Genomic DNA, 14,234 nt, shown 5'->3' on the forward strand with positions numbered 1-14,234 from the left:
AATCTTCTTCGATTTATTGGGAACTTGCAAATTATATTGAAGTATTAAAACCTTTACAAAATTCGATTAAAATGGTTTATATTTTAATGATTTTATATAAAAATTTAAGTGGATTTTCGAAAAAATCAGTTTATATTTTCAAGAAAAATGTAATAATATGTATCAAAGGAGGAAAGTTGATATAAACGGAGGAAAATAGACTAATTTAAGGCTCATCAAAAAAAATAGAAAGTTTCTAAGTTTAAGATTTTGAAAAATATATGATATAATATGGATAACGTTTTCAAGGTAAATAAGGAGGCAGAGGGAATGATTTTTGACACTCATGCTCATTATGATGATGACGCTTTTGACGAAGATAGAGAAGAAATTATCAGAGAGATAACAGAAAATGGAGTTAAAAACATATTGAATTGCGCAGCTTCCATGGATGGGGTTTATAAATCTATAGAACTTGCGAAAAAATATGATTGTTTTTATGCAGCAGTGGGAATTCATCCAGAACATGCAGATCAATTGGATAAAGATAATTTAGAGATTATAAGAAATTTGGCAAAAGAGTCAAAGGTTTTAGCTATAGGAGAAATCGGGCTAGATTATTATTGGGAGGAGAATCCTCCAAGAGAAGTGCAGCAAAAAGCACTTAGAGATCAAATGAAGCTAGCAGAAGAATTAGACTTACCTGTAATTATTCACGATAGAGAAGCTCATGAGGATACTCTAAAAATCCTAAAGGAGTTTCCAAGGGTTAAAGGTGTTGTTCATGCATACTCTGGAAGTGTGGAAATGGCGAGGCAATGCGTTAAACTAGGTTATTATCTTGGCATCGGAGGAGTATTAACCTTCAAGAATGCTAGAAAACTCGTTGAGGTAGTAGAGGAAATACCCCTAGAACATTTGGTGGTAGAGACTGATGCGCCTTATATGACGCCTGTTCCATATAGAGGAGAAAGGAATAGATCTGATTACATAAGCTATGTCATTAAGAAAATAGCAGAGATTAAAAACATAGAGGAAGAAACTGTAAATAAACGACTGATTTCTAATTCTTATGATTTGCTAAAAATTGGTAAATGATATAATATGTTAATAACCTTCTTGGTCACTAGTTATAAATTTCAGTGACTTTGAATAATATATAATAGGCTGGAGCATTTTGGATCCTGTAAAGGCACTAATATCAACCCTTGAGGCTATACTAGTCATAGCTGCAATTTAGGTCAAAGATTCGTGTTTTAAACAAGAAATTTGACAAAGGACAGTTATATTGGCTATAATGTAAACTAAGTTTCTGCCAAGAGGAGGAATTATTATGCTGACCAATATTAAAACTACCTTTGAAAAAGCTACTAGAAATTTTTCAAACGGTACTAAAGCAGTAATCTTTTTCTTGCTCCTGATACTAATTATCAGTCCAATTATCATTATTGGACAAGTGAGAAAGAATGTCACCTTTATGGTGGACGAAAACCCGATAGAGGTTGTAACCTACAAAAGCAACCTAAAAGATATCTTAACCGAAGCTAATATAGAATTGGCACCAGAGGATATTATTTCAACAGGTTTAGACTCAAAAATAAAGGATGGACAAATCGTAGATATTAAAAAAGCAGTAAATATTACAATCAACGTAGATGGAAAACAGGTTAAGATAAAATCAGCACAAGACGACATAGATACTTTACTGAAAAGTGAAGAATGTCTAGACACCTTTAAGAATGCGAACATAAGCTCAATTCGAAGTAATGACAGAATAATACCAGACATTAAAGAGCCTTTAGAAGAAGGTTCAATAGTTAACATAACTAGAATGGATACAAGGGTAGAAACTAAAAGTCAGCAATTAGATTACCAAGTCGTAACAGAAAATGATCCAAATGTTTATGTTGGAGAACGAAGAGTTGTTCAAGATGGGCAAGTTGGACATAAAGACGTTGAAGAACTGGTATCTTTGGAAGACGGGGTTGAAGTGTCTAGAAAAGTTGTAGCAGAAAAAATTACTTTGCAACCTGTAAATCAGGTAATAAGCGAGGGAAGTAAACCAAAACAAGTTCAAGTAGTTTCTTCTCGTGGTGAAACAATACCATATGCATTTAGCAGAGTTTTAACAATGCGAGCAACAGCTTATTCAAAGCAACAAGAAGGTTTGACAGACAGGACTGCAACGGGAGAGTATGTCGTACATGATGAAAGTGGATACAGTACTATAGCCGTTGATCCACGAGTAATTCCGCTTGGCACCAAATTATACATCTCAGGATACGGACTTGCAATTGCTTCAGATACTGGTGGAGCAATAGTAGATGACAGAATAGATGTGTATTTTGATACCATAGCAGAATGTACAAGTTGGGGTATTAGATCCGTTGAGGTCTATGTACTGGAATAAGAAGTTAGTAAAGTGAAGTTTCTGGAGAGTTAAGAGTTATACAAAATATCTCAGTTTAAGAATCGTTCCAGCTTAAGGAAGTGTTAATTACTTTAGAAAAATTCTTTAGAAATTAAGACAATTCCTTTGAAATTGAGGTAGTTTCCAGAAGTGTGCTCAAGTAAAAGAGCTAGCTTGACTAGGAACAGTTCCGTCACTGGAGCTGTTCCAGAACTTCTTATTATCTTCAAAAGATGTAATGTGGAGGAAATAAGATGAGTAAATCAGTGAAAGCAATTGCAGCATTGTGTGTAACAGCTATGTTATTTAGTACGAATGTACAAGCAGTGCAAAGCTCTGAAGATGTACAAAATCAAATTAATTCACAGCAAGCTGAATTAAATGACCTTAAAAAAGAAAAAGATCAGTTATTAGGACAAATAGATCAGTACGCTGATGAAATAGCTGATACCATGGCTACCATAGACGCAAATAATAAAAAAATGGACCAAATCCAAACTGATATAGATAAAGCTATTGCTGATATAGAAACAGCAGAGAAAGACGAAAAAGAAGCTAGAGAAAAGTATTATGAAAGATTAAGACTTATGTACAAGAATAACAATAATATGATAATAGAGATATTATTTTCTTCATCTAGCTTAGGAGATTTACTTGAAAAGGTCAAGGTCATCCAAAAAATAGGACAAAGCACCGAAGGCATTTTAGAACAATTAAAGGATAAGCAAGCTAATACAAAGCAAAGGCAAGATGAACTAGTTTTAGAAAATGAAAAACTTGAAGATACTAAAAAGCAAAATGAGACGTACCTAAGTGAGGTACAAGCTAAAATGGATAAAGCAAATGGTTTATCAAAGCAACTTCAAGAAAAGGAAGGCCAAAAAGCTAAAGAGATAGAATCATCAAAAGCAACTCTTGATGACATTAAGAAAAAGGAAGCAGAAGCAAAATTACAGGATTTTGAAAACTCGGAATCGCCTCAAGGTGGCAATACTGTTAGTGAAGGAGGTGCTGGTGTTTTAACACCTGGGCCAAGTCCTACAATAGAACAGCCAAATCTTGTAGAAAGTGGAGTCACTTCAAGAGGAACAAATGATGTTTCATATTCAAGGAAGTATACGATGATATCGACAGCTTATACTGCTGGTAATCCTGGTGTAGGAAGTAGAACAGCTTCTGGATTGCCCGTTAGTAGAAATCCAGGTGGATATAGCACTGTAGCAGTAGATCCGTCAGTAATTCCACTAGGAACCAAACTTTATATATCCGGCTATGGATATGCTATAGCGGCTGATACTGGTTCAGCGATAAAAAGTAAAAAGATAGATGTATATTTTAATACTCTAAAAGAATGTTATAGTTGGGGTGTTAGATACGTAGAAGTATATGTATTAGAATAGAATACATTTCATGTTAATGTGATGTTTATTATATAAGGAGCAAGTTTCGCTCCTTATTTTATTTTTTGACTTATTACTGAAAGAACTTTAAAAAATAGAATTAACCGCTAATGCGTTATATATAAGTTCCGATAAAGAATTTTTATATGTAATTTGATTCATCAATATGTACATAGAGTTTTGATGAAGGTTTAATAATGGAGCTTATAGATTACAGAAAATCAAGGGATGTGCATTTTTTAGCCAACTATGGTAAGCTATAATAGGGTTTTTCTAAAGGATAGAATAATTCCATAAGTATTTCTATATTACAATTAGCAAAATGAATATAGAAAATATTCACTAAAAGGATGAGAATCAATGATAAAAGAAATAATAGTGGTAGAAGGAAGAGATGATGTAACTGCTGTTAAAAGAGCCGTGGATGCAGAAGTTATATCTGTAAGCGGCTTTGGAATAAATGCAAAGGTTATTGAAAAGATAAAGGAAGCACAGAAAAGACAAGGAGTAATAGTCTTAACAGATCCTGATTTTGCTGGAGAAAAAATAAGAAAGATAATTTCAAAAAGAATCCCAGAGGTTAAGCATGCGTATATCTCAAGAATTGAAGGAACTAAGGATGGAGATATTGGTGTTGAGAATGCAGAACCTGCTGCTATAATTAAAGCTCTTGAAAATGCAAAATGTGAGATGAAAGAAAAAAGAGAAGAATTTGATATAGAGGATTTGATATTCTTTAAACTCACTGCTGATCCAGATGCTAAAGTAAGGAGAGAAGCATTAGGGAAGGAACTTAGGATTGGCTATGGAAATGCAAATCAACTTTTAAAAAGGTTAAATAATTTTGGGGTTACTAAGGAAGAATTTATGGTAGCCATGAATAAAATTAATGAGGAGACGAAAAATGGCAAATAATTCGACTAAGGATATAGTATTAAAATATAATTTTAAATTTACAAAAAGTCTAGGACAAAACTTTTTAACCGACGACTCTGTTTTAAATGATATTGTCAACGGTGCAGAAGTAAATGAAAATGACGTGGTTATAGAAATTGGACCAGGGGTTGGGACTCTTACAAAAGAACTTTTAGGAAAAGCAAAAAAAGTAATTGCTATAGAAGTTGATAGTTCACTGATTCCTATATTACAAGAAGAACTTAAGGAATTTGATAATTTTACCTTGATACATAAAGATGCTACGAAGGTAGATTTTAATGAACTTATAGAAGGCGAAGATACTGTAAAGATAGTTGCAAACTTACCATACTATGTTACAACACCTATTATCACAGATTTATTAAATAAAAAATATAATTTTACATCTATAACTGTAATGATTCAAAAAGAAGTAGCGGATAGAATTAATGCAAATCCAAGCTCAAAAGAGTATGGGGCATTAACACTGTTAGTTCAATATTATTGTGATACTAAGATAGTAAGAGTAGTACCACCAAGCTGTTTTATACCACAGCCAAAGGTTGATTCAACAGTGATAAGGTTAGATAAACTTCCAGCACCTAGAGCGGTAGTTGAGGATGAAGAGTTGTTCTTTAGAATTATTAGAGATTCCTTTAATATGAGACGTAAAACTCTATGGAATGGTATGAAAGGACTTGGACTAGAGAAAGAACTTCTTGAAAAGGCTTTTGCAGATGCGGACATTGATCCTAAAAGAAGAGGTGAGACTCTATCAATTGAAGAATTTGCAAAGCTATCTAACTGCGTGAATCAGATAAAAAAACATAATAGGTAATTTTTTGCCCCCTCGTTCATATACTTATAATGTATAAATATGAGGGGGTTTTATTTTGACCCAAAAAAAACGGTATAGTAGGCTATTTATTATATTACAAGAGAATGATAAAGGCTATGGTCTATCAAGTGACAAAGCGCCCAACGGTTATGTAAAGATAGAAACTAAAAATAATAAGTGCAAGGTTAATTTTTACGTACAAAACTTAAAGAAAATAGAGGATGATTATCACATGGTATTGGTATGTGATAAAAAAGTTGGTGATAAGCTGATAGACTTAGGTAAAATGAAGGTTGATTCTGGGAAAGCAGATATGGTGCTAGAATATCCTGTAGAGAACATAGCTAGAACAGGTGTAGCAATGGATAAAATCTGCGGAACTGCTATCGGAATTTTTAAAGATGGAAAGCTTGTATCAGTTATGTGTGGCTTCTCAAACAAGGAAATTCCTGAAGATTGGATGTCCTTTGAAGTTCTTGAAAGTATTCAAAATGATAAAGAACCTACTACAAGAAACATTGATGAAGATGAAGGCTATATTGAAGAGCAAGAAGATGAAGAAGAAGAAAAGGTAGAAGAAACCCCTGATACGAGAGATGAGACTAATGAAGATGAAGACGATGCAGAAGAGGATATCCTCGAAGAAGCTGAGCCAGACGAGGAAAAGCATAGAGGAATAGATGATATAGTGGATATAATAGAAGATATAACTGATATAGTAGAAGAAGTAGGGGATGAAGTAGAAGAAGAATTAGATAAGTTAAAGAAAAAGAAAGAAAAAGAAGACGATGAAGAAGAAATTGAGGCATTTTCTGAATATAGTTTTAAAGATAAAAAGGAAGAGCCTCCTGTTGATTTTGAGAAATATGAAAGAAGTATTCCTAATAGGTCTGATGAAGAGGACTATCCAAGAGGCACTATGGGAGAATTTTTTACTTCTTTAACAGAAGGATTTAGAAAAGTCGATGACTTCTTTCCAGAACTCAAAAGAACCAAGTGGTATAAGGTTCCTATAGAAACTATAGAAGATATGTATTCCACAAATGATTATAAAAAATATACTGCAATATATTATCCTATGGTAAATAATTATCCTTACTTTAGTAAATATGGTCATTTTTTAATTGGTTACAAGTGTGATCATGATTATAATTTAAAATATATTGTTTATGGAGTTCCAGGTAAGAAGGGTATAATGGATCAACCATTCGGCGGTAAGACTGGATATGTGGTTTGGGCACCTGTTGATAATGATAGGACTTCAGATGATGATTTGGGTTACTGGTTAATGTTCTATGATTTCAAAAATACTACTGTAGTAATTCCTATGGAGAATTAAAACTGGGGCGAAAATAAAGCGCCCCTTTTTCTGTTCTACAGGTGGTAAATCCAAAATAATGATGAGGGAGGGTGTAAAATGGGAATAGAAAGCAACGCTAGAAAAGGATTATTAGTTTTTTTAATAGCTATTATGTCATTTGCGGTTATGATGCTCGGAGTGGTTTTTCAAGGAAAACTCGGTAATTCTGTATTGATACATAATGATCTGAAGACCCTTGAAACTTTTAAGACTGGAAACACAGGCTTTTCTTATAAGATACCTCACAAGTGGCAGTATAAAGAAAAAAGAATTAATGATTTGAGTTTAACGTATTATAATAGTTTCTTCTCAGAAGATAATAAAATTACAGGAACTGTTCAAGCTATAAGATATATTGGGGACATACAATCAGAAATAAAAGAAGGAAAGGTTTTATCAGAGATACCATCAGGAGGGGACTTTAATATTAATAATGCAGGTTCATTTGATGGCAATAAGCTTGTAGCAGAGTATAAGTTTACAGATAAGAGTGGTATAGATTACAATGTAAGTGAGTATTTTTTTATAGGTAATGAAGCTTATTTAAAAATATCCTTTTATCTAAAAGAGGCAGACGATAATAATACTAGAGAAACAATACTGAGAGGGATATTGAAGGAAGTAACCTTAGAGGGGAAGGCTATTTAGATTAAGGTTATGAAATACTTAGTAATGGATACATACCTCTATCAGTTGAGGTTGTAAAACTATTTAAAGTAAGGTCAATGAACTGACTCTACTATATGATTACATCAAAGATAATATTTTCAAGGTTAAGAATTTGCTTTACAAGAATCGTTATATTATAATTAAATAAGTAAAAAGGAGAAGCAGAAGCCCTATAAAAAGCCTTCTACTTCTCTTTTTAGGACGTTATATTGTTTCATAGGTTATTTTTATTTATATATAGATTTCAATAATGATACTTCAATAACTGTATTGATTTCTAAACTCTTATATCATATTTTCATGTAGATTCAATTATGGGACTTATAGATGGGCGTTTGTTATGATAGTGTAATTTGTATTACTTTGGAAGGTGGAATTGAAGATGAAAAGAACCTTAAAAACATTGATGGTTTTTATTGTGATTATCGCTGTTGTTTTAAGTGGTTGTGGTACTAAAAATACATATTTCGATTATATGAAAGATGGCAATGTAGATAAAATAATCATCAAAAATGCAAGAGATAAAGGTCTTAGGTTTATAATCACTGATGCAGAAAAGATTAATAATTTGTATAAGGTTTTAGAAGTTGCTGAGAATACTACAAGTAAGACTTCTCTAGAAACAGATTATATTATTGAACTATATAATGCTGCAGATATAGTTGATACCTTAAATTATGTTGTTGGAATAAGTAGTAGTGAGGATGGCAATCTTTTTAATGAAAATAATTCATTCAAGGTTTCTAAAAGACTGGATGAAGATATATTTTCGTACTTAGAAGATATTAGAAAGCCGAAGTACTTTAATAAAGTATATTACGAAAGCATAACAAAAGTAGTTGATACTTATAATCGTAGTAATAGCAATAGTTCTGTAATAAGTTTTAACATTACAGATGATGATGATGTTCAAAAGTTTATATATTCAACAGAGCTTAAAAATTTCACAAATCAAATGTCCGGTAAACTTAATGTGGTCAAGGATGATGCTAGTATGGGGAATTTAAAATTAACATTTGAGACTATTGGATATAAAAGTTCTACAGAAGATAATGCTTTAAAAGCCACCTTTAAGGCGAAGGCTACTATAAAAGCTGTTGATACTGGAATAATAACAAACTATTGGATATCAAATGTATATTCAGGAAATAGTTGGAACTACAATATAACAACAGAAGAACCTAGTGATTTTTAATAAATATTCCACTTGGATTTGTCATTTGTTTTAGTGGTATAAGGAAAAGAGGAGATAAGAATGTCAACATGTGATACTTGTGCTAGTAGTTCAAGTTGTAAGGGAAAGAATAATCAAGAAAGTACCTGTGGTAAGCTTATGCCTAAGTACGGAAACATAAAAAACATTATAGGTGTTATAAGTGGTAAAGGTGGAGTAGGAAAATCCACTGTTACAGGTATATTAGCCACGAAATTAAAAAAGGCTGGATATAAGGTAGGAGTTTTAGATGCAGATATCACAGGTCCATCTATGCCTAGATTTTTCGGCATAAATGAAAAAAGAGCTACTGCTTTTCAAGATCCAGAAACAAAGGCTGTAGTTTTAAATCCTATAGAAACAGAGTTAGGGATAAGAGTTATGTCCTTAAATCTTCTGATAGATAATGAGGAGGACCCTGTTATTTGGAGAGGACCTGCTATAACTGGAATGTTGAATCAAATGTACGGAGATACTCAGTGGGGAGATTTAGATTATCTTCTGATAGATATGCCACCAGGCACTGGTGACGTAACTCTTACAGTTATGCAAACGATACCTGTTACTTCTTTAGTAGTAGTGTCAACTCCGCAAGATATGGTTTCTATGATAGTGAAGAAGGTAATAAATATGGCACAAAGACTTAATATAAGTATTTTAGGTTCTGTTGAAAATATGTCATATATTATTTGTGAAAAATGTGGCGATAAGACAAGAATATTTAGCAATAAAGATCCCATTGAGCATGCAGAAACCTTAGGAGTAAAATTCCTTGGAGAATTGCCTATAGATACAAAGTTAACAGATAGCCTTGAACAAGGTACTGCGGAAGCTTATATTTCAGAGGAGCCTATTTATGACGAGATTTATCATGGTTTCCTAACAGCAATAAAAAATTAAAGTTGGATATTTTTAAAATAAAAGGCATAGTTAATAATTAAATGAGTAATAATAAATTAGTAGATTATTTTATCATGGAGGTTATTAAATATGGAAGCAAATGTTGATAAAGATACTTGTATTGGGTGTGGACTCTGCCCATCTATATGTCCAGAAGTGTTTGATATGCAAGATGACGGAAAAGCTGGAGTTATAGTAGATCAAGTACCTGGAAATGCAGAGGATACAGCAAAAGAGGCTGAAGAATCATGCCCTGTTAATGCTATTTCAGTGTCATAGAAAAAAAGTAAGACTTTAGTTGAGGTTTTGTTCAGCTATAAATGAAACCTTTTTGCAAAGCGGTTATGGCTTCGTAAGAACCTTATAATCTTAAAGAACATAGTTAATTAGGAAATTGTTCATAACATAGTGCTTATCTTTCACAAGTAATTTATGCTTATAAATCCCCAACAGATACTTATTGAAGTGTCTGTTGGGGATTTTAGTTGTTAATAGAAATGTGGATTTTACTTTTTTACGATGTATTGCAGTAAAAGAGTATTTACTACAGTATCAATGGAACTGTTATTTGTAATGTGGTGGTCACAGTACTTAGTATATAAGTTTATTCTCTCGTTATAAAGAGTGTAGATTCTTTCACTACCTTGTGCAAGAAGTGGTCTTGATGCGATATCTACATCAGAAATTATGTCTTCTGGAGATCTATCAATAAACATGATAACTCCGTTAGCTTTTAAGTTAATCATATTCTCTTCTCTTAAAACAGAACCACCACCAGTGGAAATAACTAAATCAGTTTTTTCAGATAATTCTTTTATACAAGTAGATTCTAAATCTCTAAAAAATTTCTCGCCTTTTTTTTCAAATATTTCGGATACTTTTGCATCATATTTATTTTCAATATACTCATCTACATCTACAAATGGTATGCCAAGTTTCATGGCTGCTAGCTTGCCAATGGTACTTTTACCACAGCCAGGCATTCCAATAAGAATTAAATTTTTCATAGTGCCTTATTTATAGCAGCTTTATAGTTTCCAAGAACTTTAACATATATGCTGTTTTCTGATAAGTCAGCTAGAGCATTTTTTACTCTTTGATCATGTAAGTTCCCTTGAAAATCTATAAAGAACATGTACTCCCAATTTTTGTTTGGCATAGGTCTAGATTCAATGTTTAGCATATTTAAATTATTTCTAGCAAAATAAGTTAAGGCATTATAAAGGCTTCCACTTTCATGAGGTAAAATAAACATTACTGAAATTTTATCTGAAGTATCTGCAACTAAAAGTTTTTTAGATATAGTTATAAATCTTGTATAATTGTTATTACTTGTATTTATGTTCTCAGCAAGTATATCTAGTCCATATATTGAAGCAGCACGTTTACCAGCTATTGCTGCTTTTGATTTATCATTTAACTCTGAAACGTATTTTGCACTTATAGCAGTGTTATAATAAGGGGTTTTTAAGCAATCAGGAAATTTCTTTAAAAATTCTGTGCTTTGAGAAAAACCTTGGGGATGTGAATAAATTTCACGTATATCCTCAGCGGTTGCCCCTTTAACACCTAGAAGACATTGTTCAACCTTTAATAATTGTTCTCCAACAATGCAACAGTCATGTTTTGCAAGAAGGTCAAACACATCTACTATTGAACCTGTGGAAGAGTTTTCTACAGGAAGGATTCCGTAGTCGGCAGTACCTTTTTTTAATTCTTCAAAAACATCCTCAAAGTCTTGGACATTTATAGTGTTTACATTATCGCCATAGTATAAGCTAAGGGCTTCATCACTATAAGAACCCTTAACTCCTTGAAAAACTACTGTAGGCTTTTTGGCAGTTTTATCAGATGAAGTTTCTATCTGAAGATCTATAGATTCATTTAATACCTCTCTTTGAATCTCACGACTAAGGGCCATAAGATTTTGATAAAAGGCTTCAACGAAATCCTGATATTTATCTTCAGCTGCTGTTTTTGCCCTTTGAATAACTTCTTTTTCACGGGTCTCATCAAAAACTTGCATTGAATGTTCCTTTTTATACTGACCTATAGCAATAGCTGTATCCATTCTCTTTTGGAATAATTCCAAAAGGTTTTTATCTATATCATTTATTTGTTTACGCAATTCATTTAATTCCACAGTTAACCCTCCTCTTAAAGAATTAGTTCAGCTAAAGCTATAGCTGTAACTGATTCAATGACAGGAATTACTCTATGAACAATGCAAGGATCATGTCTTCCATGTATGACTAGTGTAGTATTTTCCTTTGCTTCTATATCTATAGTTCTTTGTTCTTTAGAGATTGATGGGGTAGGCTTTATAGCAACATTAAAAGTTATAGGCATTCCATTTGTAATACCACCAGTTAACCCACCATTATTGTTTGTGTAAGTTTTAACATTTCCATCAGCATCATAGTACATTTCATCGTTAGCTTGTGAACCACGAAGCTTTGAGATGTTAAAACCTTCGCCAAACTCCACACCTTTAACAGCCGGTACGGAGAATAGAATGGAAGCTAAAACACTTTCTACAGATCTAAAGAAAGGTGAGCCGATACCACCAGGAATATTTATTGCCGCACATTGAACTACTCCACCAAGAGAGTCGCAGTCCATAGAAGCCTCTACAATTCTTTCTTGCATCTTTTCTCCAAGTTCTTTTGTAAGTACAGGGAAGTCGCTTCCTTGTACAGCATCCATAAGAACTTCGTCTACATTAATTTTATCTAAAGAAACATCTTCTATATCTTCAATACTCTTTATCCAACTACAGATGCGAATTCCTTTTTGAGCTAAAAGTTGTTTTGCAACTGCGCCAGCAAAAACTATTGGAGCAGTGATTCTTCCAGAAAAGTGACCGCCACCTCTATAATCATTAAATCCAACATATTTAAGATAAGCAGCATAATCACTATGGCCAGGACGCATCTTCTTTTTAAGTTCTGAATAATCCTTTGATTTTGTATCAGTATTTTCTATTACAGCACAGATAGCAGCACCTGTTGTAGTTCCATTGAAAACTCCACTTAGGATTCTAGGTTCGTCAGCTTCTTTCCTCTTAGTAGATAATTTGTTTTTACCAGGAGCTCTTCTTGCCATTTCACTTTTAATAAAATCCATATCTATTTTAAGTCCTGAAGGTACACCGTCAATAACAACACCGATGCCTTCACCGTGAGACTCACCAAATAGAGATATTTTTAAGTTTTGACCCCATACATCACTCATTTATATTACCTCCAATAGATTTAAAATGTTCCCAGAAGTGAGGGTAAGATTTATTAACACTTTCAGCACAAGTTATTGTCACTGGTTCTTCACAAATAGTAGAAGCTATAGCTAGTGCCATTGCAATTCTATGGTCGTTCCAACTATCAACAACGCCACCTTTTAGTTTACCAGTACCTTCTATAATTAAAGAATCTGGAAGTTCAGTGATTTTAGCTCCTAACTTTCTTAATTCACAAGTAGTAGATTCAAGTCTATCACTTTCTTTGATTCTAACTCTTGCAGCGTTGTATATTTCAGTAGTACCTTTGCAGAAAGTACCCAGAACTGTAAGGATAGGAACTAAATCAGGAATATCTTTAACATCAATTTTTATTCCGTTTAATCCATTATTTTTAACTTTTTCAACGATTGATAAAATTTCTTTATCTCCTTGAGATGAATTTTCATTAAGTCCTAGACATTGGATGTCATTCCCTAAAACCTTTGCTACTTCATAGAAGGCTGCTTGAGAATAATCACCTTCAACTGTGCAATCCATAGCTTTGTAACTTTGATTGCCTTTGATTATAAATTCTTTGTAGTCATTATTAATGATTTCTATTCCAAAGTTTTTAAGCATATCAAGAGTTAAGTCAACGTAACCGATGGATTCTAAAGCTGTTGTGATTTTTACTATAGAATTTCCTTCTACAAGAGGGAGGGCGAAAAGAAGTCCGGAAATAAATTGAGAGCTTACATCACCAGCTATTTCGTATGTACCGGAAGTTAGCTTTCCAGACAATTTTAATTTATTACCTTCATAGGAATATTTAATGCCTTTAGTATCAAAGATGTCGAAGTAAGGTTTTAGAGGTCTTTGCATAAGCTTTTCACTGCCAGTTACTTCAACAGTTTCGCTACATAAAAGAGCCATAGGGATAAGAAATCTAATAGTAGAACCAGATTCACGAGTGTTCATACTTAGAATGCCATTAGAATTAAATACGTCGATTCCGTTTATTGTAAGACTGTCTTCGTATCTTTCATAAGTCATGCCCATAGCAGACATACAATCTAAAGTAGCTTCTATATCTTGAGAATATTTAATGTTTTTTACTAAGCTTTTGCCTTTTGCAAGGGAAGCGCAAATTATAGCTCTATGAGAAACACTTTTTGAAGGAGGGACCATAACTTTACCAGATAATTTTTTCGGGTTTATAGTAATTTCCAAAACAACACCACCTTAATTTTCAAGTATTTTTTCAAACTCTGTCTTTTAAATTGTATAGATATAAGAATCACCTATCCGATTCATCGATTTGTTTTCTTCATCA

At 32.9% G+C, this 14,234-nt stretch carries 14 protein-coding genes; 10 read left to right on the forward strand and 4 right to left on the reverse strand.

Annotated elements, in window-relative coordinates; all coding sequences use genetic code 11:
- The first annotated feature begins 309 nt into the window (after nt 1-309).
- The 10 genes from CLOCEL_RS01735 to CLOCEL_RS01780 all read left to right on the forward strand — a co-directional run bounded on the left by CLOCEL_RS01735 (nt 310) and on the right by CLOCEL_RS01780 (nt 9,963).
- Nucleotides 310-1,077, forward strand: a complete 768-nt coding sequence (locus tag CLOCEL_RS01735; protein ID WP_010075131.1) for a TatD family hydrolase — start codon at nt 310-312, stop codon at nt 1,075-1,077.
- Nucleotides 1,078-1,312: 235 nt separating this feature from the next.
- Nucleotides 1,313-2,389, forward strand: coding sequence for a G5 and 3D domain-containing protein (locus CLOCEL_RS01740; RefSeq protein WP_010075130.1), 1,077 nt, complete (start codon nt 1,313-1,315; stop codon nt 2,387-2,389).
- A gap of 254 nt (nt 2,390-2,643) precedes the next feature.
- Nucleotides 2,644-3,789: a 3D domain-containing protein gene (locus tag CLOCEL_RS01745; RefSeq protein WP_010075129.1), complete on the forward strand. Its 1,146-nt coding sequence runs from the start codon at nt 2,644-2,646 to the stop codon at nt 3,787-3,789.
- A gap of 360 nt (nt 3,790-4,149) precedes the next feature.
- Nucleotides 4,150-4,704 (forward strand): ribonuclease M5, encoded by a 555-nt coding sequence (gene rnmV / locus CLOCEL_RS01750; RefSeq protein ID WP_010075128.1) that lies wholly within the window; start codon nt 4,150-4,152, stop codon nt 4,702-4,704.
- Nucleotides 4,694-5,542, forward strand: a complete 849-nt coding sequence (gene rsmA, locus CLOCEL_RS01755; protein WP_010075127.1) for a 16S rRNA (adenine(1518)-N(6)/adenine(1519)-N(6))-dimethyltransferase RsmA — start codon at nt 4,694-4,696, stop codon at nt 5,540-5,542. Before rnmV ends, rsmA begins: the two co-directional genes overlap by 11 nt.
- Before the next feature lie 55 nt (nt 5,543-5,597).
- Nucleotides 5,598-6,881 carry a DUF7922 domain-containing protein gene (locus tag CLOCEL_RS01760; RefSeq protein ID WP_010075126.1) on the forward strand — a complete coding sequence of 428 codons (1,284 nt, stop codon included), beginning with the start codon at nt 5,598-5,600 and terminating at the stop codon, nt 6,879-6,881.
- 78 nt (nt 6,882-6,959) lie between these two features.
- The gene (locus tag CLOCEL_RS01765; RefSeq protein ID WP_010075125.1) at nt 6,960-7,550 is read left to right on the forward strand and encodes a hypothetical protein; all 591 of its coding nucleotides are present in this window, start codon (nt 6,960-6,962) and stop codon (nt 7,548-7,550) included.
- A 403-nt stretch (nt 7,551-7,953) separates the two neighbouring features.
- Nucleotides 7,954-8,766 (forward strand): YhfM domain-containing protein, encoded by an 813-nt coding sequence (locus CLOCEL_RS01770; RefSeq protein ID WP_010075124.1) that lies wholly within the window; start codon nt 7,954-7,956, stop codon nt 8,764-8,766.
- A gap of 60 nt (nt 8,767-8,826) precedes the next feature.
- Nucleotides 8,827-9,684: an Mrp/NBP35 family ATP-binding protein gene (locus CLOCEL_RS01775; protein WP_010075123.1), complete on the forward strand. Its 858-nt coding sequence runs from the start codon at nt 8,827-8,829 to the stop codon at nt 9,682-9,684.
- 90 nt (nt 9,685-9,774) lie between these two features.
- Entirely contained in the window at nt 9,775-9,963 is a 189-nt protein-coding gene (locus CLOCEL_RS01780; protein ID WP_010075122.1) for a ferredoxin, read from the forward strand.
- Nucleotides 9,964-10,190: 227 nt separating this feature from the next.
- Here CLOCEL_RS01780 and CLOCEL_RS01785 read toward each other — a convergent pair whose 3' ends face one another.
- The 4 genes from CLOCEL_RS01785 to aroA are packed head-to-tail and all read right to left on the reverse strand — an operon-like array spanning nt 10,191 to nt 14,131.
- A complete protein-coding gene (locus CLOCEL_RS01785) occupies nt 10,191-10,691 on the reverse strand; it encodes a shikimate kinase (RefSeq protein WP_010075121.1) in 501 nt (166 codons plus the stop codon).
- Nucleotides 10,688-11,827, reverse strand: a complete 1,140-nt coding sequence (gene pheA / locus CLOCEL_RS01790) for a prephenate dehydratase (protein ID WP_010075120.1) — start codon at nt 11,825-11,827, stop codon at nt 10,688-10,690. Before pheA ends, CLOCEL_RS01785 begins: the two co-directional genes overlap by 4 nt.
- Nucleotides 11,828-11,841: 14 nt before the next feature.
- Nucleotides 11,842-12,918, reverse strand: coding sequence for a chorismate synthase (gene aroC, locus CLOCEL_RS01795; protein ID WP_010075119.1), 1,077 nt, complete (start codon nt 12,916-12,918; stop codon nt 11,842-11,844).
- Nucleotides 12,911-14,131, reverse strand: a complete 1,221-nt coding sequence (gene aroA, locus CLOCEL_RS01800) for a 3-phosphoshikimate 1-carboxyvinyltransferase (protein WP_010075118.1) — start codon at nt 14,129-14,131, stop codon at nt 12,911-12,913. Before aroA ends, aroC begins: the two co-directional genes overlap by 8 nt.
- Nucleotides 14,132-14,234: the final 103 nt, after the last annotated feature.

The organism is Clostridium cellulovorans 743B (assembly GCF_000145275.1).
GTDB lineage: Bacteria > Bacillota > Clostridia > Clostridiales > Clostridiaceae > Clostridium_K > Clostridium_K cellulovorans.

Bases quoted from the DNA above. Each gene is read 5' to 3' on its own strand.
- CLOCEL_RS01735 (WP_010075131.1), top strand. From the start codon at position 310: ATGATTTTTGACACTCATGCTCATTATGATGATGACGCTTTTGACGAA.
- CLOCEL_RS01740 (WP_010075130.1), top strand. From the start codon at position 1,313: ATGCTGACCAATATTAAAACTACCTTTGAAAAAGCTACTAGAAATTTT.
- CLOCEL_RS01745 (WP_010075129.1), top strand. From the start codon at position 2,644: ATGAGTAAATCAGTGAAAGCAATTGCAGCATTGTGTGTAACAGCTATG.
- rnmV (WP_010075128.1), top strand. From the start codon at position 4,150: ATGATAAAAGAAATAATAGTGGTAGAAGGAAGAGATGATGTAACTGCT.
- rsmA (WP_010075127.1), top strand. From the start codon at position 4,694: ATGGCAAATAATTCGACTAAGGATATAGTATTAAAATATAATTTTAAA.
- CLOCEL_RS01765 (WP_010075125.1), top strand. From the start codon at position 6,960: ATGGGAATAGAAAGCAACGCTAGAAAAGGATTATTAGTTTTTTTAATA.
- CLOCEL_RS01770 (WP_010075124.1), top strand. From the start codon at position 7,954: ATGAAAAGAACCTTAAAAACATTGATGGTTTTTATTGTGATTATCGCT.
- CLOCEL_RS01775 (WP_010075123.1), top strand. From the start codon at position 8,827: ATGTCAACATGTGATACTTGTGCTAGTAGTTCAAGTTGTAAGGGAAAG.
- CLOCEL_RS01780 (WP_010075122.1), top strand. From the start codon at position 9,775: ATGGAAGCAAATGTTGATAAAGATACTTGTATTGGGTGTGGACTCTGC.
- CLOCEL_RS01785 (WP_010075121.1), bottom strand. From the start codon at position 10,691: ATGAAAAATTTAATTCTTATTGGAATGCCTGGCTGTGGTAAAAGTACC.
- aroC (WP_010075119.1), bottom strand. From the start codon at position 12,918: ATGAGTGATGTATGGGGTCAAAACTTAAAAATATCTCTATTTGGTGAG.